This window comes from Kitasatospora sp. NPDC058190 (assembly GCF_042883685.1).
Lineage (GTDB): Bacteria > Actinomycetota > Actinomycetes > Streptomycetales > Streptomycetaceae > Kitasatospora.
Map to the genome: position 1 here is coordinate 65085 of NZ_JBHVVI010000006.1, position 21996 is coordinate 87080.

General features: G+C 72.2%; 21 protein-coding genes, 1 tRNA gene and 1 riboswitch. Of the genes, 13 read left to right on the forward strand and 9 right to left on the reverse strand.

From position 1 onward, the window contains the following. Window positions 1-60: 60 nt before the first annotated feature. From ACFVWU_RS04345 to ACFVWU_RS04360, 4 genes are all read right to left on the reverse strand, one after another. Window positions 61-960 carry a glycosyltransferase family 2 protein gene (locus ACFVWU_RS04345; protein WP_387615359.1) on the reverse strand — a complete coding sequence of 300 codons (900 nt, stop codon included), beginning with the start codon at window positions 958-960 and terminating at the stop codon, window positions 61-63. Window positions 961-1033: 73 nt separating this feature from the next. Then, window positions 1034-1771 carry a CDP-alcohol phosphatidyltransferase family protein gene (locus ACFVWU_RS04350; RefSeq protein WP_387615581.1) on the reverse strand — a complete coding sequence of 246 codons (738 nt, stop codon included), beginning with the start codon at window positions 1769-1771 and terminating at the stop codon, window positions 1034-1036. Between the two features lie 88 nt (window positions 1772-1859). Continuing rightward, on the reverse strand, window positions 1860-2921 hold the full coding sequence (locus ACFVWU_RS04355; protein WP_387615360.1) for an iron-containing alcohol dehydrogenase family protein: 1062 nt from the start codon (window positions 2919-2921) through the stop codon (window positions 1860-1862). Beyond that, a complete protein-coding gene (locus tag ACFVWU_RS04360; RefSeq protein WP_387615363.1) occupies window positions 2909-3664 on the reverse strand; it encodes a sugar phosphate nucleotidyltransferase in 756 nt (251 codons plus the stop codon). Before ACFVWU_RS04360 ends, ACFVWU_RS04355 begins: the two co-directional genes overlap by 13 nt. Before the next feature lie 485 nt (window positions 3665-4149). On the opposite strand from ACFVWU_RS04360, the gene idi reads away from it, so the two are divergent. Next, entirely contained in the window at window positions 4150-4803 is a 654-nt protein-coding gene (gene idi, locus ACFVWU_RS04365; protein ID WP_387615365.1) for an isopentenyl-diphosphate Delta-isomerase, read from the forward strand. A 59-nt stretch (window positions 4804-4862) separates the two neighbouring features. Here idi and ACFVWU_RS04370 read toward each other — a convergent pair whose 3' ends face one another. Continuing rightward, window positions 4863-5267 (reverse strand): ATP-binding protein, encoded by a 405-nt coding sequence (locus tag ACFVWU_RS04370; protein ID WP_387615584.1) that lies wholly within the window; start codon window positions 5265-5267, stop codon window positions 4863-4865. 682 nt (window positions 5268-5949) lie between these two features. Here ACFVWU_RS04370 and ACFVWU_RS04375 point away from each other — a divergent pair. Continuing rightward, window positions 5950-6034: transfer RNA gene (locus ACFVWU_RS04375), tRNA-Leu, on the forward strand. A gap of 317 nt (window positions 6035-6351) precedes the next feature. After that, entirely contained in the window at window positions 6352-8007 is a 1656-nt protein-coding gene (locus tag ACFVWU_RS04380) for an APC family permease (RefSeq protein ID WP_387615368.1), read from the forward strand. A gap of 235 nt (window positions 8008-8242) precedes the next feature. Here the strand turns inward: ACFVWU_RS04380 and ACFVWU_RS04385 are convergent, their stop codons facing one another. Continuing rightward, window positions 8243-9232, reverse strand: a complete 990-nt coding sequence (locus tag ACFVWU_RS04385; protein ID WP_387615371.1) for a class I SAM-dependent methyltransferase — start codon at window positions 9230-9232, stop codon at window positions 8243-8245. 379 nt (window positions 9233-9611) lie between these two features. On the opposite strand from ACFVWU_RS04385, the gene ACFVWU_RS04390 reads away from it, so the two are divergent. Further along, window positions 9612-10142, forward strand: a complete 531-nt coding sequence (locus ACFVWU_RS04390) for a DUF6624 domain-containing protein (RefSeq protein WP_387615373.1) — start codon at window positions 9612-9614, stop codon at window positions 10140-10142. A gap of 111 nt (window positions 10143-10253) precedes the next feature. Beyond that, entirely contained in the window at window positions 10254-11681 is a 1428-nt protein-coding gene (locus ACFVWU_RS04395; protein WP_387615375.1) for an aldehyde dehydrogenase family protein, read from the forward strand. Window positions 11682-11780: 99 nt separating this feature from the next. Here the strand turns inward: ACFVWU_RS04395 and ACFVWU_RS04400 are convergent, their stop codons facing one another. After that, window positions 11781-13247 carry a glycine hydroxymethyltransferase gene (locus ACFVWU_RS04400; protein WP_387615378.1) on the reverse strand — a complete coding sequence of 489 codons (1467 nt, stop codon included), beginning with the start codon at window positions 13245-13247 and terminating at the stop codon, window positions 11781-11783. Window positions 13248-13267: 20 nt separating this feature from the next. Further along, window positions 13268-13382, reverse strand: a riboswitch (ZMP/ZTP riboswitch). A 290-nt stretch (window positions 13383-13672) separates the two neighbouring features. Here ACFVWU_RS04400 and ACFVWU_RS04405 point away from each other — a divergent pair. After that, window positions 13673-14083, forward strand: coding sequence for a cytidine deaminase family protein (locus ACFVWU_RS04405; RefSeq protein WP_387615380.1), 411 nt, complete (start codon window positions 13673-13675; stop codon window positions 14081-14083). Window positions 14084-14402: 319 nt separating this feature from the next. On the opposite strand, the gene ACFVWU_RS04410 is transcribed toward ACFVWU_RS04405, so the two are convergent. Next, on the reverse strand, window positions 14403-15731 hold the full coding sequence (locus ACFVWU_RS04410) for an MFS transporter (protein ID WP_387615383.1): 1329 nt from the start codon (window positions 15729-15731) through the stop codon (window positions 14403-14405). Window positions 15732-15864: 133 nt separating this feature from the next. Between ACFVWU_RS04410 and ACFVWU_RS04415 the strand changes: the two genes are divergently transcribed. Further along, window positions 15865-16320 carry a dihydrofolate reductase family protein gene (locus tag ACFVWU_RS04415; RefSeq protein WP_387615385.1) on the forward strand — a complete coding sequence of 152 codons (456 nt, stop codon included), beginning with the start codon at window positions 15865-15867 and terminating at the stop codon, window positions 16318-16320. Here ACFVWU_RS04415 and ACFVWU_RS04420 read toward each other — a convergent pair. After that, the gene (locus ACFVWU_RS04420; RefSeq protein WP_387615388.1) at window positions 16271-17302 is read right to left on the reverse strand and encodes an EamA family transporter; all 1032 of its coding nucleotides are present in this window, start codon (window positions 17300-17302) and stop codon (window positions 16271-16273) included. The genes ACFVWU_RS04415 and ACFVWU_RS04420 overlap by 50 nt on opposite strands. 133 nt (window positions 17303-17435) lie before the next feature. Between ACFVWU_RS04420 and ACFVWU_RS04425 the strand changes: the two genes are divergently transcribed. The 6 genes from ACFVWU_RS04425 to ACFVWU_RS04450 all read left to right on the forward strand — a co-directional run bounded on the left by ACFVWU_RS04425 (window position 17436) and on the right by ACFVWU_RS04450 (window position 21986). Beyond that, entirely contained in the window at window positions 17436-17879 is a 444-nt protein-coding gene (locus ACFVWU_RS04425; RefSeq protein WP_387615391.1) for a gamma-glutamylcyclotransferase family protein, read from the forward strand. Between the two features lie 248 nt (window positions 17880-18127). After that, window positions 18128-19366: a precorrin-6y C5,15-methyltransferase (decarboxylating) subunit CbiE gene (gene cbiE / locus ACFVWU_RS04430; RefSeq protein WP_387615394.1), complete on the forward strand. Its 1239-nt coding sequence runs from the start codon at window positions 18128-18130 to the stop codon at window positions 19364-19366. Beyond that, the gene (cobM, locus tag ACFVWU_RS04435; protein ID WP_387615396.1) at window positions 19363-20124 is read left to right on the forward strand and encodes a precorrin-4 C(11)-methyltransferase; all 762 of its coding nucleotides are present in this window, start codon (window positions 19363-19365) and stop codon (window positions 20122-20124) included. Before cbiE ends, cobM begins: the two co-directional genes overlap by 4 nt. Beyond that, window positions 20121-20894, forward strand: coding sequence for a cobalt-precorrin-6A reductase (locus tag ACFVWU_RS04440; protein WP_387615398.1), 774 nt, complete (start codon window positions 20121-20123; stop codon window positions 20892-20894). The genes cobM and ACFVWU_RS04440 overlap by 4 nt, the downstream gene beginning before the upstream one ends. Window positions 20895-20936: 42 nt before the next feature. Then, window positions 20937-21440 carry a DinB family protein gene (locus tag ACFVWU_RS04445; RefSeq protein ID WP_387615401.1) on the forward strand — a complete coding sequence of 168 codons (504 nt, stop codon included), beginning with the start codon at window positions 20937-20939 and terminating at the stop codon, window positions 21438-21440. A gap of 39 nt (window positions 21441-21479) precedes the next feature. Then, window positions 21480-21986 (forward strand): protein phosphatase, encoded by a 507-nt coding sequence (locus ACFVWU_RS04450; protein WP_387615403.1) that lies wholly within the window; start codon window positions 21480-21482, stop codon window positions 21984-21986. The last annotated feature ends 10 nt before the right edge of the window (window positions 21987-21996 follow it).

Below are 21996 nucleotides of genomic sequence, written 5' to 3' on the forward strand. Positions count from 1 at the left end.
TCACGGGGGATTCCGGCCGGTGTGTGGTCACCGGCCGTGGCGATCGATCACCTGATCAAATCAGATGATCGGAGGTCGGCCCATCCTGGTCAGTCGCCAGACGGTACGCCATCGCATGGGCTTGCGCGGACCACAGGGTTCGCGGAAACCCGCCCGGAATCCACCCAGCCAGGCCTTCAGTCCCTCGGCGGAGGGGCGTCGGGCCACGGTCAGCAGAAACCAGGTTCCCAGATAGAGAGGCACCAACGGGGCCGGAAGGTTCCGCCTCGCGAGCCAGACCCTGTTACGGGCCACGTTGTGGAAGTAGGCGGCGTGCCGGGCCGGCGAGGTCGCCGGGTGGTGCAGCACCACGTCCGCCCGGTAGTCGATGGCCCAGCCGGCGTCCAGCGCGCGCCACGCGAGGTCGGTCTCCTCGTGGGCGTAGAAGAACTCGGCGGGCAGCTGCCCGGCCTGCTCGAACACCTTGCAGCGCACGGCGCTCGCACCGCCCAGGAAGGTGGTCACCCGGGAGGAGCGCATCGGGTCGCTGGCGCGCAGCCGGGGAACGTGCCGACGCTGGGTGACACCGGTGTCGGGGTCCTCGATCCGGAAGGACACGATGCCCAGCTCCGGGTCGGTGGTGAACGCCTCGCGCAGCAGCCGGGCCGAGTCGGTGCGCGGCAGCAGTCCGTCGTCGTCCAGGAACAGCACGGCGTCCACGTCCCGGCCGTCCGGCCCGAACAGCTCGATGCCGACGTTGCGGCCGCCCGGGATGCCGAGGTTCTCCGGCAGCTCGACGGTGCGCACGCCCTCCGCCAGCGGGGGCAGCTCGACGCCCTGGCCGACCACGGCGAGCTCGACGGCCGGGCCCTCCTGCGCGCGGACGGACTCGATCAGGGCGTTGAGCTCGGCGGGCCGGTTGCCCATGGTGATGATGACGACACCGAGGCGGAAGCTCTCCGCGGTGATGGAAGTGGTCATGCGCCCGCCCCGCTCCGCTCGGCGAGGGCGTCGGCCCACGCGCGGCCTTCGATCATGAACTCGCTCCGCCCGGTCATCGCAGCCTGCTCGACAGGACGATGCTCAGCAGGTGCAGCACGGTCTGCAGCATGGCGATGGCCGCCAGCACCACGACCGCGAGCCGGGTGAAGAACAGCCCGCCGTGCACGGCGTCGGCGACCCCGGCCGCCAGGATGAACAGCGAGGCCTCGACCGCGCCGACCAGGCGGTGGAATTTCAGGAAGGAGGCCGCCCGACGCGCCTTGGCCACCGAGGAGGAGCGCGGCACCGAGGCGCTGTCCTCGACGGCCGTCATGCCGCTGCGGGCCCGGGCCACGTCCACCAGGTCCGTCTCGGACTTGATCAGGATGGCGCCGAGCGCGGCCAGCGTGCCCAGGAACGCCCACTCCCAGTGGGAGCCGTGGCCCTCGCGGTGCAGCAGGTCGGTGGCACGCAGGCCGAGGCCGGTCAGCAGGGCCGCCTCGGACATGTAGTGGCCGACCCGGTCCAGGTAGACACCGGTGAGCGAGGTCTGCCGGCGCCAGCGGGCCACCTCGCCGTCCACGCAGTCCAGCAGCAGGTAGACCTGGATCAGCAGCGCGCCCAGGATCGCGCCGGCGATGCCCGGGACGACCAGCGCCGCACCGGCCAGGATGCCGGTGAACATCATCAGGTACGTCAGGCCGTTGGGCGTGATCGCCGTCATGGTGGACAGCACGCGGGTGATCCGCAGCGAGATCTTCCGCATGTACAGGCGCCCGGCCCAGTGCTCGGCGCTGCGGCGCTGGAGCATGCCCTCCGGGTGGATCACCGCGCGCAGTTCCTCGATCGAGGGCCGGCGGGTCAGGTCCACCGGGGGCCGCGCGCCCGCGGTGGAGGGGTCAGCTGTTGACGGCTTGGACATAGTCGGCGTACGCGTCCCTGATTGCGGAAGGGGAGAGGTCGAGGTGTTCCAGGATGGTGTAGCGGCCCGGGCGGGTGTTTGGAGCGTAGTGCACCGCCTCGGTGAACTCCGCATCGCTGAAACCCATTTGAGCGGCGGTAACCGGCAGTCCGTGGCGCGCCAGGCACTCCACGATCAGGCCGGTCAGCTCGCGCTCGCCCCGCAGGAAGCTGGCGAACGCGGCGCCGAGGCCCACCTGTTCGCCGTGCTGGGCGGAACGCTTGGGGTACATCACGTCCAGGGCATGGCAGATCTCGTGGCAGGCACCCGAGGAAGGCCGGGAACTGCCAGCGATGTTCATCGCGATGCCGGACAGTACCAGGGCTTCCGCGAGGGCCGTCAGGAGGTCCTGGTCCTGCGTGCTCCCCGGGTGCCGCAGCAGGTTCTCGCCCGCCGAGCGGGCCATCGCCACGGCCAGCCCGTCCACCGGTTCGCCGGTGACGGCATGCGACAACTCCCAGTCCGCGCAGGCCGAGATGTTGGAGACGACGTCCCCGATGCCGGCCGCCACGAAGCGCTGGGGGGCCTGCCGGATCACGTCCAGGTCGACGATGATGCCGATCGGGCTGGGCACCCCGTAGGAGCCCCGGCCGGCGTCGTTGTCGAGGGTGGAGACCGGCGAGCAGATGCCGTCGTGCGCGAGGTTGGTGGCCACCGCGACCACCGGCAGGCCGACCCGGGCGGCGGCGTACTTGGCGGCGTCGATGATCTTGCCGCCACCGAGGCCGACGACCGCGTCGTAGTGCTTGCCGCGCATCTCCTCGGCGAAGCGCACCGCGCTGTCGAGGCTGCCGTCGTCCACGTTGTACCAGTCGGCGCCGGGCAGGGCCGGCTCCAGGCGCTCGCGCATCGCGGCGCCGGAGCCGTTGCTGATCGCCACCGCGATCCGGCCCGAGGCCGACAGCCGCTGGTCCGCGAGGATGCCGCCGAGCGCGTCCAGCGCGCCCGGGCGGATCTCCGCGAACAGCGGCGACGGGACCAGTCGGGTCAGTACTGGCACGCGATCTCCCGGGCCTTCGCCAGGTCGTCGTGGTTGTCGACCTCGACCCAGGAGACCTCGCCGATCGGCTGCACGTCGATCCGCAGGCCCCGGTTGACCATCTCCTGGTAGCCGTCCTCGTAGTACAGCTGCGGGTCGCGCTCGTAGGTGGCGCGCAGCGCGTCGGTCAGGTCGGCCGCCGCGGCGGGGTTGATCACGGTGACGCCGATGTACTCGCCGGTCGCATCGGCCGGGTCCATCAGCTTGGTGATGCGACGCATGCCGGCGGCCGGGTCGACGACGACCTTCATCTCCTCGTCGGCGAGCTTCTTCACCGTGTCGAGGGCCAGCAGGATGCCGGGGGCCCGGCCGTCCTCGACGAGGCGCCGGTTGCCCTCCAGCATGGTGCGCTGGACGGAGGCCGGGTGGACGGTGTCGCCGTTGGCCAGCAGCAGGCCCTCGGAGAACAGCTCGCGGGCGCACCAGAGCGAGTAGGCGTTGTTCCACTCCTCGGCCTTGTCGTTCTCGACCAGGTGGAGCTTGACCCCGTACTTGCTCTCCAGGGCGTCCTTGCGGTCGTACACCGCCTCCTTGCGGTAGCCGACGACGATCGCCGCGTCGCGCAGTCCGACCTCGGCGAAGTTGCCCAGGGTGAGGTCCAGGACGGTCCGCTCCCCGTCGACCGGCACCAGCGCCTTGGGCAGGGTGTCGGTGTACGGGCGCAGCCGGCGGCCGGCGCCGGCTGCCAGAACGAGGCCGATCATGCGGGGTCTCCTGATCCGTCGTGCGTCGTGCTGTGCGCGCGGGATGTGCCAACGGGTCGGCGCTCGGGTGCGCCGGACCGGTGTTCGACCCGGCCGGGCGGCGGCGCGCCGGTACCGGCACAGATCCGGGCAGCGTGTCGTATGTGATGGTAGGCGACCGGGGCGACCCACCCGAACGCGCCCGGTGGCGGTGCGGTGACGGTGGGGTGACCGAGCCGTGATCGAACGGCCTCCGAACGACTTCCGAACGGTTCTGCGAATGAAATGACCCTTCCGGGGGCGTCCTGGACCCTTCTCTGCCCGGATCGGGACACCTGCGGGGCATGATCCGCCCGGTTGTGCGTGGGACCCGTCCGGACCGCCACCCATACGGCAGACTGGAGCCCGATGCCGGCGCCGGTGCCCCCGCTGTGTCCGCTGCACTCCACCCGGTGCACCCGACGCACCCGATGCTTCCGTTGCTCCCGCCCCCCGAAAGAGGCCTCATGCCCCAGAGTCTGCCGACCGAACCGACACACTTCGACGCCGAGATCGACACCGGTCTCAACGTGGAGACAGACGTGGCGGTCGACCCACAGGGCCTGTCCGCCGCCACTGCCGGTACCGAGATCCTGCTGGAACTGGTCGACGACGAGGGCGTCACGATCGGCACCGCCGAGAAGCACTGGGCGCACCAGCAGCCGGGTCGGCTGCACCGGGCCTTCTCGGTGTTCCTCTTCGACCGCCAGGGCCGGTTGCTGCTGCAGCGCCGGGCCCTCGGCAAGTACCACTCCCCCGGCGTCTGGTCGAACACCTGCTGCGGGCACCCGTACCCGGACGAGCCGCCCTTCGTGGCCGCCGCCCGGCGCACCGCCGAGGAGCTGGGCGTCGCACCGGCGCTGCTCTGCGAGGCGGGGACGGTCCGCTACGACCTGCCGGACGAGGCCTCCGGGCTGATCGAGCGGGAGTGGAACCACCTGTTCGTGGGTCTGGTCACCGCTCCGGTCGAACCCAACCCGGACGAGGTGGACGACTTCGCCTTCGTGACCGCGCAGGAGCTGCGGGAGCTGCGGGCCGAGCGGCCGTTCTCGGTGTGGTTCGAGACGGTCTTCGAGGCGGCGCTGCCGGGGATCCGGGAGATCGCCGGGCGGGACTGGTAGGACCGTCGGGCCGCTGCGTTCACGGTGGGTCGGCGGCCGTGCCCGGCCGGGTGGGCCGGTCAGTGCTCGAGCTCCGGGGGGACGGGCAGCGAGGCCCAGATGACCTTGCCGCCCTCCCCCGTGCGTTCGACGTCACACACCCCGCCGGCCTGCAGGGTCACGCTCTTCACCAGCAGCAGGCCACGCCCGCCGGTACGTGCGGTGTCACTCTCCAGGGCCTTCGGCCGGTACGGATCGCCGTCCTCCACGGACACCCGCACCCAGCCCCGGCGCACCGACAGCTCGGTCGTCACCTCGGGTGACAGCTCGGCCGCGTGCGTCACCGCGTTGCTGACCAGCTCGGAGACGATCAGCAGCAGGTCGTCCACCAGCTCCTGGTAGCGGACCCCGGCCATGCCCTGGGCCAACAGGCGGTCCCGTACCGCGTGCCGGGTGCGCGGCACGGAGGCCTCGACGGCGGGCACCCGGAAGCGCCAGACGCCCTCGGTGGGGCCGCCGGCGCCCTTCCGGTCGGGGTTTCCGTGGGGTCTCCGGCGGGGCTTCCGTTGGAGTTTCGGCTCGGGCCTCGCGGGTCCGCCGGGCTGGCCCCGTTGGTCGGGCTGCTCGGACTGCTCGGGCCGGTAGGGCTGCCCGGGTTTCTCGGGTCGGTCCGGCTGCCCGGGTTGGTCGGGCCGGCTCACCGCGCGGCCGACGTCGGTGCGCGCGCCGTCCTGGCCGCCGCGTCTCGGTTCGGCCTCCGCCGTTCCGCTGATCTGCTCCACGTCCAGCCGCCCTTCGTCCGCGACCCGGGAATCAGGCGATCCGCTCATGGCGCCCTCGGGCCACAGAGGCTAGGAGAGCGGTCGACGCGGCCGTGGCACCGTCGACAACTTGCCCGTGTCGGATCGGTTCCGACCCGAGGCGATCGCTCGCGAAGCCGAAACCGACCGTTTGCTTCGCGCTCGCCACCGCTTCAGCCGGGGTTCGAGCACCCTGGCGAGCCGTCCCAGCCAGTCCGGCCAGGCCCCGCGTCCCCATGGGCCGCCCGGCCGGACGGGGCTCCCGCCCCCGGGCCGAGGAAACGCAGGTGAGAAGCACTCCAGAACCCTGGTAATGTTCTCTCTGTCGCCGAGGGGGCGAGAGAAAAACCCCCGGAGCACACACCCCGTCCGGGTGGCGGAATGGCAGACGCGCTAGCTTGAGGTGCTAGTGCCCTTTATCGGGCGTGGGGGTTCAAGTCCCCCCTCGGACACAGCCGAATTCCCCGTGGGATCCGAAAGGAACCCACGGGGAATTTCCTTTTTCCCGGTTCGACTTCCCCGACTCGGCCCTCGATCCACTGCGTCGGCGGTGTGGCGTCGGTCTCTCCACGGGGACCGCTCCCTCTCCACAGGGACCGCCCCGTCCGAAAACCGGACACGAGATGGCAACGATCGGGCGGTTTGAGCTTCCTCTGAGGTATTCGCCCCATTTCGAACCATAGGCTTCTGGGGTTTGTCCGGAATACCGACCCAAAACCGCAAAAGCTCCGACACCACCCGATGAACCCCGAGCGAGAGGACCGATACGTTGAGTGAGCCTGAATCGTCGACGGCATCACATCAGAACTACCGTCGATCGCTCGGCACGATCAGCCTGACCGCCGTCGGGCTGGGGTCGATCATCGGATCCGGCTGGTTGTTCGGTGCCGAGCGGGCGGCCAAGCTCGCCGGCCCCGCCTCGATCCTGGCCTGGGTGATCGGCGCCGCCGTGGCGCTGACCATCGCCCTCACGTACAGCGAGCTGGGCTCGATGTTCCCCAAGGCCGGCGGCATGGTCCGGTACGGCCAGTACTCGCACGGCTCGCTGGCCGGCTACCTGGCGGCCTGGGCCAACTGGATCGCCATCGTCTCGGTCATCCCGGGCGAGGCCACCGCCTCCGTGCAGTACATGAGCTCCTGGCACTTCGGCTGGGCCAAGGGCCTGTACGACGGCAAGGAGCTCACCGTCAGCGGCGTGGCGCTCGCCAGTGTGCTGCTGATCGTGTACTTCGCCCTCAACTGGTTCGCGATCACGCTGTTCGCCAAGACCAACACGGCGATCACCGTCTTCAAGGTCGTCGTGCCGACGGTGACCGCCGGCGCGCTGCTCTTCGCGCACTTCGACACCGCCCACTTCACCAACCCCGGCGGCTTCGCGCCGAACGGCTGGAGCGCGGTCTTCACCGCCGTCGCGGTCTCCGGCATCGTCTGGGCCTTCAACGGCTTCCAGTCGCCGCTCAACCTGGCCGGTGAGGCCCGCAACCCGGGCAAGTCGCTGCCGAAGGCCGTCATCGGCTCGATCCTGATCGCCCTGGTCATCTACGTCGCGCTGCAGATCGCCTTCATCGGCGCCATCCCGAGCGGTGACCTGTCCAAGGGCTGGAGCAGCCTCGCGTACACCTCGCCGCTGGCCGACCTGGCGATCGCCTGGGGCATGAACTGGCTCGCGATCCTGCTGTACGCGGACGCCTTCATCTCTCCCTCCGGCACCGGCATGATCTACGCCGCCACCACCTCGCGCATGATCCACGGCGTGCAGGAGAACGGCCACCTGCCGAAGGTCTTCGGCAAGGTCGACGCCAAGACCGGCATCCCGCGTCCGGCGCTGCTGCTGAACCTGGTGGTCGCCTTCCTGTTCCTCGCCGTCTTCCGCGGCTGGGGCTCGCTGGCCGAGATCGTCTCGGTGGCCACCGTGATCTCGTACATCACCGGCCCGGTCGCCGTGATGGCGCTGCGCCGCCTCGCCCCGGACCTGAAGCGGCCGGTCCAGCTGCGGGCCATGCCGGTGATCGCGCCGATCGCGATGGTCTTCGGTTCGCTGGTCCTGTACTGGGCTCGCTGGCCGCTCACCGGCAAGGTCATCCTGCTGATGGCCGCCGGTCTGCCGATCTGGGCCTGGTACGAGCTGCGCAAGCCGTTCGTCGAGCTGAAGCCGCACCTGAAGGCGGGCGCCTGGATGGTCGCCTACCTGTTCGTGATGGCCGGGATCTCCTGGGCCGGCAGCACCGACTTCGGTGGTCAGGGCTACCTGCCCGAGGGCTGGGACCTGCTGATCGTGGCCGCGATCGGTCTGGCGTTCTACTACTGGGGGGTCGCCAGCGCCTGGAACAACCCCTCGCTGGACGAGGTGCGCCGGGAGCTGGCAGCCGAGGAGGCCGCGGCGCCGGCCGACGCTGCCGGGGCTGCGGAGCCTTCGCGGGTCTGAGCGCGCAACTGCAATCGAAGGGCCGGTCGGGTGTTCCGACCGGCCCTTCGGGGTTTGCGCTCCGGCGGGGGTGGGGCGGCGGGGTTCGGCTGGCATGGTTCAGATGACAGAGTTTGATATCTGTTATCTGAACTCTGTCATCTGAACTCTGATTGCCGTTAGCCGTCACCTGTCTGCTGTCACCTGTCGACTGCTGTCCGTCGGCTGCTGCCTGACGGCTGTCAGCCGTTCGCGGTCAGCCCCGGCGGGCGCGGCGGATGGCGGAGGTGACGACCGGCGGGAGCAGGTCCCGGGCAGCGCGCTTGGCGACGTTGGCCGGGCGACGCGCCTCGGCGGCGCGGGCGCGGCGGGCGGCGAGGTCGAGCGCGGCCTCGTCCTGGGCGATCCGGATCGCCTGACGGCCCTCCTCCGCCGAGCGCGCGGCGGCCGCGGAGGCCAGTCGCTTCTGGTGGCGCGAGGGGCGGAACGGCCGGATGCCCTCGGAACCGCCGGTCATCCGCAGCAGCTGCTGCCCGTTGAGGGTCTCGGCGCTCAGGTGACAGCCCGCCGCGAGGTCCACCCGGTCGAGCAGCTCGCGCTGGAACGGCTCCGGGTCGCCCCAGGTGCCGTAGAACTTGCACTCGGTGAGGAGGATCGGCTTGAGGCCGTGGTTGAACACCGCCTCCCAGGTCGCGGCGGCGACGCCGGGGGTGTGCTGGGAGCGGTAGTCGTCCAGCACCACGACGCCCTGCGACTGGAGCGCGATCCGGGACACCTGGAGGTCGCCCACCACGTGTTCGTAGAGGTGCGAGGCGTCTATGTGGATGAAGCGGAACGCCCCGGCCGGGATCCGCCCGCCCGCGAGCACGGAGGTCGGGGCCTGGATGATCTCCGGCAGCTCGTCGTGGAAGGACAGGTAGTTGGACTCGAAGGCCGAACGGGTCAGGGTCTTCCGGTAGGAGACGGCCATCTCCTCGGAGTTCTCTTCGTCGGGCGCTTCCGAGTCGAAGAGGTCACAGACGGTGAACGTCTCGCCGGGCTGGAGGTGCTCGCCGATCACGATGGCGCTGCGGCCCAGGTAGGCGCCCATCTCCAGCAGGTCGCCGGTGACGCCCGTCTCCTCCTGTCGCCCCAGGAACCAGTCGAAGGAGTGGCGGTCGTGGTCCCAGAACCACCCCGGGACGTCGTTCAACACGGCCGGCTCGACGGGCTGCCGCGACTCGCCCTTCAACGCTGTGTCGGTCACGGGATGCTCCTTAGCGGTACGGATGACCTGCGGATTCTGAGCCTCGCCTTGGCGCGGTGGCGGCCCTTCCGGCCACGGGGACGCGCCGGCTCGCCGGCCGTGCGCGAGTCGACCCTCCACCGACAGTAGGCCCCACCGCGGAGTTCGGTGCAATCTACAGCGGCTCTCCGGGCGCTGAGGAGACCTTGAGCGGATCAATTGCCGAACCTGTCGCCTCGCGGCCGGAGATGATCACGGCCGGGCGACTGGCGTACATCTATTCTGTGCCACCGACTGTGCCGTGTCACCAGTCCGGGGAATGATCTTCGTCGCGGTTTCCGCACCTACGGTGGTGGCAGGCGGCCCGACCGGAGGGCCCGGAAGTGGGGAGCGGATCGACATGGCGGCAGTGCAGCAGGACCAGTCGGACCGTCAGAACTCCGTCCTGGCAGCGGAGTTGGTGTCGATGATGGCCGAGGACGGCGCCCACGCCCGGCTGGCGAACAGTCCGGACCTGGCCGAACAGGCCGTCTGGCGGCGGCTCACCGCCCGGCACGGCGACCGGCTCGCGGAGATGATGGCCGAGCACGGCTGGCCGACCGAGCAGCGCGTCGGCGCCGAGGCGGCCCGGGCGGCCTGGCTGGTGGCGCAGCACGCGGACCGTCAACTCGACGTCCAGCGAAGGGCGGCGGCATTGATGACGGAGGCCGTGGCGAGCGGCGCGGCGAGCGCCCGGGACCTGGCGTTCCTGCAGGACCGGCTGGCCGTCAACGAGGGGCGCGAGCAGCGTTACGGCACCCAGATCGGCGCGGTGGCCGACGGCCGTCCGGTGCCGTGGCCGTGCGAGGACCCGGAGCGGCTGGACGAGCGCCGCGCGAAGGTCGGGATCGAACCGTTCGACGAGTACACCGCGCGGTTCGCCCCGAGGTAACCGTCCGGCCCACCCGACCGGATTGGCTCTTGCGCGCGGCGGCTCGGCCGCCTTGACTGACCTTTGACCAGCGCTGTTAGTGAAGTGGCTGACCAGCCGAGAGGACGATCTGTGCAGGAGTACGCGGAGTACGGCGACCAGTACATCGACGGCGCCTGGCGGCCCTCCGGGGACTCCGGGTCGATCACCGTACTGAACCCGGCCACCGAGCAGGTGCTCGCCACCGTGCCGGCGGGCGGGGCGGCCGACGTCGACGCCGCGGTGGCGGCGGCCCGCCGGGCGGCCCGGGGGTGGGCTGCCACCACCCGCGAGGAGCGGCTGACGCTGCTGACCCGGCTGCGGGACGGGATCGCCGCCGCCCAGGGGGAGATCACCTCGACCGTGGTCGCCGAGCTGGGTGCCCCGGTCGGCTTCGCCGGGGCCGTGCACGCCGGGCTACCGCTGTCCGTGGCCACCTCCTGTCTGACCCTGCTCGCGGAGCACTCCTTCGAGGAGCGGATCGGCAACTCGGTGGTGCTCGCCGAGCCGGCCGGGGTGGTCGCGGCGATCACGCCGTGGAACTACCCGCTGCACCAGGTCGTGGCCAAGGTCCTCCCGGCGCTGGCGGCCGGCTGCCCGGTGGTCCTCAAGCCGGCCGAGGACACCCCGCTGGTGGCCCGGCTGTTCGCCCGCCTGGTGCACGAAGCCGGCTTCCCTGCCGGGGTGTTCAACCTGGTGACCGGTACCGGCGCGGTGGCGGGTGCGGCGCTCGCGGCACACCCGGAGGTGGACGTGGTGTCGTTCACCGGGTCCACCGCGGTCGGCCGACAGGTCGCCGAGACGGCCGGGCGCGGGCTGAAGCGGGTCGCCCTGGAGCTGGGCGGCAAGTCCGCCAATGTGGTGCTGCCGGGCGCCGACCTGGTCCGCGCGGTCAACGTGAACGTCGCCAACGTCTTCGCCAACTCGGGCCAGACCTGCAGCGCCTGGACCCGGCTGCTGGTGCACCAGGACCAGTACGAGGAGGCGGTCGCGATCGCGGCCAAGGCCGCCGAGAAGTACGTCCCGGGCGACCCGACCGACCCGCAGACCCGGATCGGCCCACTGGTCAACGCCAAGCAGCTGGACCGGGTGCGCGGCTACCTGGACAACGCGGTGGCCGAGGGCGCCCGGCTGGTGGTCGGCGGCCCGGAGCCGCTGCCCGAGCTGCCGGCCGGCTTCTACGTCCGTCCCACCGTGCTCGCCGACGTCACCCCGGAGATGACGGTGGCCCAGGAGGAGATCTTCGGCCCGGTGCTGTCGATCCTCCCCTACCGGGACGAGGACCACGCCGCCGAGATCGCCAACGGCACGGTCTACGGCCTGGCGGGCGGCGTCTGGGCCGCGGACACCGACACCGCCGCCGCCTTCGCCCGCCGTCTCGACACCGGCCAGGTCGATTTGAACGGTGGCCGGTTCAACCCGATGGCGCCGTTCGGCGGTTACAAGAGCTCCGGCCTCGGCCGTGAACTGGGCCGGCACGGGCTGGAGGAGTTCCTGCAGTACAAGTCGCTGCAGTACTGACCGGGTTGGCCCCGAACCCCATCGACCGGGTGGGACCGGGACCACACCGATCGGCCTGGGACGGGGCTGCCGAACCGGGATTCGGCAGCCCGGGCCGGATCAGACCAGGTCGACGCCCGGGTAGAGCGGGAACGGCGCGAGCAGGTCGGCGGCGCGCTTGGCGACGCCGTCGCGCAGGGACTCGTCGAGGGCGTAATTCGCCTTGGACGGACTGCCGTTGGCCCCGGTGACGGGGGCGGTGGCGCGCAGCACGGTGTCGATCAGGGCGGCGATCTCGTCCATCTCGGCGACGCCCAGGCCGCGGGTGGTCAGGGCCGGGGTGCCCAGGCGCACGCCCGAGGTGTACCAGGCGCCGTTCGGGTCCAGCGGCACGGAGTTGCGGTTGGTGACGATTCCCGACTCCAGCAGCGCCGCCTCGGCCTGACGGCCCGTCAGACCGTAGCCGGAGACGTCGGCGAGCACCAGGTGGTTGTCGGTGCCGCCGGTGACCAGCTTGCCACCGCGGCGCAGCAGGCCCTCGGCGAGTGCCTGGGCGTTGTCGACCACCGCGCGGGCGTAGGCCCGGAACTCGGGGCGGCGGGCCTCGGCGAGGGCGACGGCCTTGGCGGCCATGACGTGGGAGAGCGGACCGCCGAGCACCAACGGGCAGCCGCGGTCGACGTGTTCGGCCAGCTCGGCGGTGCTGAGCACCATGCCGCCGCGCGGGCCACGCAGGGACTTGTGGGTGGTCGTGGTGACGATGTGGGCGTGCGGCACCGGGTCGTGGTCGCCGGTGAGCACCTTGCCCGCGACCAGGCCGGCGAAGTGCGCCATGTCGACCATCAGGGTCGCGCCGACCTCGTCCGCGATCTCGCGCATCTTGCGGAAGTTCACCAGCCGCGGGTAGGCGGAGTAGCCGGCCACCAGGATCAGCGGGCGGAACTCGCGGGCGGTCTCGCGCAGCGCGTCGTAGTCGATCAGGCCGGTGGCCGGGTCGGTGCCGTAGCTGCGCTGCTCGAACATCTTGCCCGAGATGTTGGGCCGGAAGCCGTGGGTGAGGTGGCCGCCGGTGTCCAGGGACATGCCGAGCATGCGCTGGTTGCCGAGCTCCTGGCGCAGCTCGGCCCAGTCCTGCTCGGTGAGGTCGTTGACGTTGCGCACCTTGGCCCGCTCCAGGGCCGGGCTCTCGACCCGCTGGGAGAGGACGGCCCAGAAGGCGGTGAGGTTGGCGTCGATGCCGGAGTGCGGCTGGACATAGGCGTGTTCGGCGCCGAACAGCTCGCGGGCGTGCTCGGCGGCGATGGCCTCGACGGTGTCGACGTTGCGGCAGCCGGCGTAGAAGCGGCGGCCGACGGTGCCCTCGGCGTACTTGTCGCTGAGCCAGTTGCCCATGGCGAGCAGGACGGCCGGAGAGGCGTAGTTCTCGCTGGCGATCAGCTTGAGCGAGGCGCGCTGGTCCGCCAGCTCCTGGCCGATGGCGGCGGCGATCCGCGGTTCGACGCCGGCCACGACGTCCAGGGCGCTGCGGAAGGCGGTGTCGGCCGCGGGGGCGGCGGCGGTGTGGGGCGTCTGCTCGGGCTGGGCCATGGCGGTCTCCTGGCGGGGATGCGGGCGGCCCAGGCGCTCGGCAACTCGACGTGCGGATCCACGTCGACGTGAGGATTCACGGGACCGCTTCCCGATGGTCGATTCCATCCCTACGCGCCAGTCGCGGTCCAGCGGGATCGTATCAACATCACGGAGGCGGCGGCGGAGGTCTCAGAATGCGGTACGGCCGGTCCGCCTCGGGCCGCATGTGTCCGCTCTTCTGTTCGTTCTTCTGTTCGTTCTTCTGCAACGCCCGTGCTGGGACGAAATGAAGCCGCCGCAATTCCCGAAACGGTCCGGAAGGAATTCCTCCTGTGAGGCGCCAGGGGCGCAGCCGGAACGGGCCTGCGCGAGGGGTTGGCACGATCAGGGGTGGGACGGCCATGATCGAAGCGTGTCAGGTTCGACCGGAGAGGACCAGCGCCATGTCCGACATCAATCACGCGGCAGTCGATGAGGAACTCGTCGCGGCGGCCCGGGCGGTGGCCGAGCGGTACTCGCGGGGCGACAACCACAGCGTCGCGGCGGCCGGGCGCAATGCCGACGGGCGGATCGTCACGGCCGTGAACGTCTACCACTTCACCGGCGGGCCGTGCGCGGAGCTGGTGCTCATCGGGGCGGCGGCCGGGCAGGGGGCGTACGACCTGACCACGGTGGTGGCGGTCGGCGACCAGGGGCGCGGGGTCGTGCCGCCGTGCGGGCGCTGCCGTCAGGTGCTGCTGGACTACTTCCCCGAGGCGGGGGTCATCGTCGAACGGGACGGGCGACTCCACACCCTGCCGGTGCTGGAGCTGCTGCCGGAGGCGTACATCTGGGCCGACCACCAGGACGACTGAGCCGGGGTGTCTGGGCAGGGGTGGCTGGGCCGGTGGCTGAGCCGGGGTTGGCTGGGCAGGGTGGCGATGCGCCGCCTACGCCCGTCGTTCTCCTGCGCGAGGTTCGGCTGCGCGAGCGCGGCTCAAGGCGTTAGCGTGCTGGCGACGTGACATCGCCTGCGCGATCCTCGAGTTCTGGACCAGCCGCGACCCGGAGGCGCCGGGGAACTGGTGGACGGGGAAGCCGCCGTACGCGTTCTGACCCGCTCCGACTCGTTCTGCCCCGCACCGACCTGCACCGACGTGCACTGACCCACGGATGCCGACCTGGCCCCGGCTGTCAGTCGATCGACTCGGGCCCGGTCGGCATCGCGCGCAGCGCCCGGACCTCGCGCGCGAGCAGCAGCGGCAGGCAGGAGAGCAAACCCGTCGCGCCCACCAGCCAGAGCGCAGGGCGCAGCCCGAGCCACGAGCCGAGCAGGCCACCCGCCAGCGCGCCGAACGGCAGGGTGCCCCAGATGACGAACCGGACCGAGGCGTTCATCCGGGCCTGCAGGGCGGTCGGGGTGACGGCCTGCCGCAGGCTCACCTGGCCGATGTTGTAGACGGTGACGCCGCAGGCCAGGATGCCGGTCGCGAACGCCACCGTGGTCGACGCGCGGCTGGGCGCGGCGGTGGCGAGGACCAGGACGGCGAAGCCGGGGAGGGACTTCGCGACGATCAGGACCGGCCCGAGGCCGAAACGGCGGATCAGCCGACCGGTGACGACGGCTCCGAGCAGGGCCCCGGCATTGCCGAGGGAGAGCGCCAGGCCGAGCGCGCCGGGTGACAGCCGCAGGTCGTGGACGGCGTACGCGGCCAGCAGGGCGCTGAGCGCTCCGCCGAGGCTCGCCAGGTTGCCGATCGCGGTGGCGAGGGCGAGCGGGCGCAGGGTGCGGTGGGTGAGGACGAACCGCAGGCCCTCGGCGATCCGGGTGCGCATCCGGGACTCGGGGGCTGCCCGGGGTTCGGTGTGGTCGTGGCCGTGGTCGTCGTCACGGCCGTGCTTGCGGTTCTGGTCGCGGTTCTGGTCGCGGTTCTGGTCGTGGTCCTGGTCATCGTCGCGGCGGGTGCGGACCGAGCGGAGCAGCAACGCCGAGAGCAGGTAGCTGGCCGCGTCACCGAGCAGGATCAGTGGGGCGGCGAGCAACTGGAGCAGTAGCCCACCGAGGCTGGGGCCGGCGAGCTCCGCGGTCGAGCGGGAGAACTCCAGGCGGCTGTTGCCGTCCGCCGTCTGCGCGCGGGACACCACGCTCGGCAGCAGGGCCTGGTCGGCGATGTCGAAGAAGACGGTGAACACGCCGGTGACGAAGGCCACCGCGCACAGGAGCGGCACGCTCAGCGTGTCCAGGGCGTACCCGAGCGGGAGGACGCAGATCGCCACGGCGCGGCCGAGGTCCGCGACGACCATCACCCGGCGACGGTCCCAGCGGTCGAGCAGGGCCCCGGCGGGCAGGCCGACCAGCAGGAACGGGACGGTCTCGGCGGCGGAGACCAGGCCGAGTTGGCCGGGGGTCGCGGAGAGGGCGGTGAGGGCGAGGACGGGGATCACGAAAAGGGTGATCTGGGTGCCGAACTGGCTGACGGTATGAGCCGACCAGAGGGCCAGGAAGGAGCGTTGGCGCCACACCGGGGACCTTGACGCTTCGGCGGTTCGGGTGGTTCCGTCCTGCCTGGTGTCCAACACGGCGTGCCTCTCCCCCAGTTCGGTGCTCGTGCTTCGTGCGCGACGGTCCGGGTGATCGTAACTTCCCGACGATCGTGTGCCGTTGACTTCACGGGGGGTTGGTCGGCGGCGGAGGCGTTCGCGTTCTCCGCGCCGTGTCGTCGGGGACGCCGGGCTGGCCGTGGGACTCACCAGCCCGTACGCCCACCTGCGACAGATCGTCATCTCCCGCACGCCGGAGTCGAGCCCGGACCCGGCGGTGGAGATCACCACTGGGGACCCGCTGAGCGTCGTCCGCCGGCTCGAGCAGGAGGACGGGCTCGGTATCCGGCTCTGCGGAGGCACCGACCTGGCCGGTCAGCCGCTGCCCGAGATCGACGAGCTGATCATCGAGCAGTACCCGGTGGTGGTCGGGTCGGGCATCCCGCTGTTCCGCGCGGGCTTCGAGCCGCGCGCCTTCACGCTCACCGACCGCTGGATCTTCGAGCGCGGGAACGTCATCCTCACCTACGCGCGGACGTCGCCTTCGACGGACGCCCCGGCCGTCGGCTGACACTCACCACCAGGCAGACGCCGGCCACCACGATCGCCCCGCCCGCCAGGGTCGGCCCGGTCAGCGGCTCGGCCAGCACCAGCCAGCCCAGCAGTACGGCGACCACCGGGTTCACGTACGCGTAGGTGGCGACCAGGGTCAGCGGGGCCGAACGCAGCAGCCAGGCGTACGCGGTGAAGGCGAGCAGCGAGCCGAACAGCACCAGGTAGACGAGGGCCAGCCAGGACCGGCCGGAGACCGCCGAGAGGTCGAACCCGCGCTGCTCACCACGGACCAGTCCGATCAGCAGATCGCAGAAGCCGCCGGCCAGCATCTGGTACGCGCTCGCGGCGAGCACGTTGCCCGGCATCGGGACCTTCTTGCTCGCGAACGAGCCGGTCGCCCAGGTCAGCGTGGCGCAGATGATCAGGATCACGCCCAGCGGCTCGACGGACCCGCCGATCGCGGGGGCGGACAGCACGCCGAGGCCGACCAGGCCGAGCAGCACCCCGACGAGCTCGGCCCGCTTCGGGCGCTCGCCACCGCCGAAGGCTGTCAGCACCACCATCCACAGCGGGACGGCGGCCACCAGCAGGGCAGCCAGGCCGGAGGGGACGGAGGTCTCGCCCAGCACCACCAGGCCGTTGCCCCCGGTCAGCAGCAGCACTCCGACCAGGGCGGCGGAGGCCAGCTGGCGCCCGCTCACCCGCAGGCCGGCCGGGCCCTGGCGGACCAACAGGTAGCCGACCAGCAGCAGGCCGGCGGTGAGGAAGCGGGCGGCGGCGGAGAGGAAGGAGGGCATCGTCTCCACAGCGATCCGGATCGCCAGGTAGGTCGAGCCCCAGACGACGTAGACCACTCCGAGGGCCAGCCAGACGGCGCCGCCGAGGCGGGGCGTCCGCTTGTCGGGGGCGGCGGGGGTTGCGGGGGCGGTGGAGGTTGCGGGGGTGGCGGGGGTGCTGCCGGGGGTGGTTGCCGGTTGGGAGGAGGCGGGCGATGTCATGTGTGTCCCCCTTGGACGCTACTGGCCGAACATCCGACATGACAGCGCATGAGAGGCCCGCTGCGCCAGTGGGTATCACGGATCGGCCATCAGGACGTACCGTGGGCGCTCCCCCAGCAAGGAGGTCGAACCCGTGTCCGCGTCCGAGGAGGCCCCGCAGGTCGAGGAGGCCCTGCCGTTCTTCGTGTACGGCACGCTGCGCAGCGACGGCCGCAACCACGCCGTCCACCTGGCCGGGCGCTGTGCCGAGATCCGTCCGGCGGTGCTGGACGGCGCGGCGCTCCACGCGGGCCCGGGGTTCCCGTACGCGGTGCCCGACCCGACGCCCGGGCGGCGGGTCGTGGGCGAGCTGATCACCGTACGGCCGGGCGCGTATGCCGGGGCACTCGCGACGCTGGACGAGTTGGAGGAGTGCCGGACGGACGGGACGGGACTGTACGTACGGCGGCGACTGACGGTGCGGACGGCGGCGGGCGAGCTGCGGGAGGCCTGGGTGTACCTCGCCGGGCCGGCCGCCGAGGCGCGGCTGCGGGCGCGGCCGGCGCTGATCGGTTCGGGGGACTGGGCGGACAGGTGAGGGGGCGGGGGCCGGCAAGCGGGCGGGCGACGGATCACGGCGGGATGGTCGGCGGCTGACGGCTGACAACTTTCAGCGGACAGCTTTCAGCGTTCAGAATCTGAAATCTGTCAGCCGAAATCCGTTCGCCTCCAGCCGTCACCCCCGGCCGTGACCTCGCCGCAGACCGGCCGCAAACGGCCAGGTAGGCTGCCCCGGCTGGTGAGATCCACTACGCACTGGCCCGCCGAACGACGAGGAGCCACCCGGTGCCCGAGCTGCCCCATCCGATCACCGTCGTCGGGATCGGGGCCGACGGCTGGCCCGGTCTGGCCGCCACCTCCCGCGCCGCACTGCGGTCCGCCGAGGTGGTTGTCGGCGGCCCCCGGCAGCTGGAGCTGCTCCCCCACGATGCGGTCACCGCCGAGCGCGTCCCGTGGCCGTCCCCGCTGCGCCCGGCCGTCCCCGGACTGCTCGCCGCCCACGCCGACCGCCGCGTCGCCGTCCTGGCCAGCGGCGACCCGATGTTCTACGGCATCGGCCGCACCCTCGCCGAGACCGTCGGAGCCGAGCGGCTGCGCGTGCTGCCGCACCCCTCCTCCGTCTCCTACGCCTGCGCCCGGCTCGGCTGGCCGCTGGAGGCCACCGAGGTGATCAGCCTGGTCGGCCGCCCGCTGGACACCCTCGCGCTCGCCCTCCACCCGGGCCGCCGTCTGCTGCTGCTCAGCGCCGACGCCGCCACCCCGGCCGCCGTCGCCGCGCTGCTCACCGAGCGCGGGTACGGCACCGCCCGCCTGAGCGTCCTCGAACAGCTCGGCTCCCCCGCCGAGCGCCGGCTCGACGGCCCCGCCGACGGCTGGCCGCACCCGGCCGGCGACCCGCTGAACCTCATCGCGGTCGAACTCGGCGACGGCCCCCGCAGCTCCCTCGTCCCCGGCCTGCCCGACGCCGCGTACGAGAGCGACGGCCAGCTCACCAAGCGGCACGTGCGCGCCGCCACCCTCGCCACGCTCGCCCCGTCCCCCGGCGAACTGCTCTGGGACGTCGGCGGCGGCTCCGGCTCGATCGCCGTGGAGTGGCTGCGCGCCCACCGCGACTGCCAGGCCGTCAGCATCGAACGCGACGCCGTCCGGGCCGAGCGCATCGCCCGCAACGCCGCCGCCCTGGGCGTCCCCCGGTTGCGCGTGGTGACCGGCCCCGCCCCGGCCGCGCTCGCCGAACTCCCCGCCCCCGACGCCGTGTTCATCGGCGGCGGCCTCACCGCGCCCGGCCTGCTGGACAGTTGTTGGGCCGCACTGCGCCCCGGCGGCCGGCTGGTCGCCAACACCGTGACCCTGGAGTCCGAGGCGCTGCTCACCGAGTGGTACCGGCGCCGCGGCGGGGAGCTCGTCAAACTCGCCGTCGCCCACGCGGTCCCGGTGGGCGGCTTCACCGGGTGGCGGCAGGCCATGCCGGTCACCCAGTGGTCCGCCGTCAAGCCCAACCCCCCTCAGGAGGACGCCTCGTGACCGTCTACTTCATCGGAGCCGGCCCGGGCGCCGCCGACCTGATCACCCTGCGCGGCCAGCGCATCCTGGCCCGTGCCGAGGTCTGCCTCTACGCCGGCAGCCTGGTCCCGCGCGAGCTGCTGGACGAGTGCCCGCCCGGTGCCCTGCTGATCGACACCGCACAGCTCAACCTGGACCAGATCATCGCCGAGCTCGTCGCCGCGCACCGGGCCGGCCAGGACGTGGCCCGGCTGCACTCCGGCGACCCGTCCGTCTTCTCGGCCGTCGCCGAGCAGATGCGCCGTCTGGACGCGGCCGGCGTCCCGTACGAGGTGGTCCCCGGCGTGCCCGCCTTCGCCGCCGCCGCGGCCGCGCTGAAGCGGGAGTTGACCGTACCGACCGTCGGCCAGACCGTGATCCTCACCCGGATCGCCAAGCGCGCCACTCCCATGCCCGAGGGCGAGGACCTCGCCACCCTGGGCCGCAGCGGCGCCCTGCTGGTACTGCACCTGGCCGCCGGGTACGTGGACGACGTGGTCGAGCAGTTGCTCCCCCACTACGGCGCCGACTGCCCGACCGCGGTGGTCGCGATGGCCAGCCGCCCCGACGAGCTGGTGCTGCGCGGCACGCTCGCCGACATCGCCGAGCAGGTCAAGGCGGCGGGCGTGGTCCGCACCGCCGTCATCATCGTCGGCCGGACGCTCGCCGCCGAGCAGTTCCGCGACAGCCACCTCTACTCGGCGGACCGCGAGCGCCCGCACGAGCCCTGCGACGCATGATCCGGCACGTCCTGATCCTCGGCGGGACCACCGAGGGGCGGGCGCTGGCCGCCGCCCTCGTCCCGTCCACGCGCAGGGTGACCAGCTCATTGGCCGGCCGGGTCGCCCAACCCCGGCTGCCCGCCGGGGAGGTGCGGATCGGCGGCTTCGGCGGCCCGGACGGACTGGCCGCCTGGCTGCGCGCCGAAGGGGTGGACGCCGTGGTCGACGCCACCCACCCCTTCGCCGCCGGGATCTCGGGCAACGCCGCCCTCGCGGCGGCGGCCACCGGCGTGCCGCTGCTGGTGCTGCGCCGCCCCGGCTTCACGCCCGTCGACGGCGACCGCTGGCACCCCGTCAGCTCACTCGCGGCGGCCGCCGAACTGCTGCCGGGCCTGGGGCGGCGCGTCTTCCTCACCAGCGGCCGCCAGGGCATCGGCGCCTTCGCCCACCTCGACGGGATCCACTTCCTCGCCCGCTCGGTGGACCCGCCCGAGCCGCCGCTGCCGTCCTCGCTCGAAGTCCTGCTGGACCGCGGCCCGTTCACCCTCGACGGCGAGCGGGCGCTGCTGCGCGAGCACCGCATCGACGTCCTGGTCACCAAGGACAGCGGCGGCGCCGCGACCGCGCCAAAACTCACCGCCGCACGCGAACTCGGCCTGCCCGTGGTCGTGGTGGAACGCCCACCGGCGCCGAAGGGCGTACCGGTCGCCGAGGACGTCGAGGAGGCGCTGCACTGGCTGGAACAGCTCGACTCCGGCTCGGCGCCCACGCCGGTGTCCAGCCGGTGAAATTGCCGGGTGGCCCGACCGGCCGCCCGGCACGATGGCCCGATGACCGATGACCAGCGCGCCACCACCCTGCGCACCGCCGACGAACGGGCCACCCTGACGAGCTTCCTGGACCACCAGCGCGACACCCTCGCGATGAAGTGTGCCGGCCTCAGCACCGAACAGCTGCGCACCCGCGTGCTGGAACCCTCCGGGCTCTCGCTGCTCGGGCTCGTCCGCCACCTCGCCGAGGTGGAGCGCAGCTGGTTCCGCAACGTCCTCAACAACGAGGCCAGGCACGGTTTCTGGAAGCACCCCGACGGCACCTTCGCCGAGTTCGACGTCGAGGCCGCCGACCCGGAGGAGGCCTTCGCGATCTGGCGCCGGGAGTGCGACCACGCCCGGGAACTCGTCGCCGCCGCGGAGTCGTTGGACGTCCTGGGCCACTACGACGAGGAGGTCTTCTCGCTGCGCTGGATCCTCACCCACATGATCGAGGAGTACGCCCGCCACAACGGCCACGCCGACCTCCTGCGCGAGCACCTCGACGGCTCCACCGGCGAGTAGCACGGCGGCACCGGGCGGGCGGGGCCGAAGGGAGCAGGGATGCGAACCCGCCAGAGGGAGCGCGACACCCCCGGGCCGGCCGAGCCCTGGAACGAGATCGTCCCCGGGCTCTGGATGGGCGGGCACTACTACACGCCGCCCGGTGGCGAGCGGGAACTCGCGATCGTGCAGCGCGAGTTCGACCTGGTGGTCAGCCTGTTCACGCTCCCCGGGCACGGCCCGGCGCCGGGCGTCGAGCACATCGCCCGGGAGGTGCCCGACGCCCCGCTCTCCTCCGGCCAGCTGTCCGCCGTCCACGAGGCCGCCGAGCTCACTGCGGCCGCGGTCCGCCGGGGCCGCCGGACGCTGGTGCGCTGCCACTTCGGCTACAACCGCTCGGGCCTGGTGGTGGCGCAGGCGCTGGTCGACCTCGGGTACGAAAGCGGCGAGGCGATCCGGCTGGTCCGGGAGCGGCGTTCGCCCTGGGCGCTGAACAACCCGGTGTTCGTTGACTACCTGAACACCGGGCTGGACATCGCCGCGCTGTTGGCCGGCCTCAACGGGTGAGGCCGGCGGT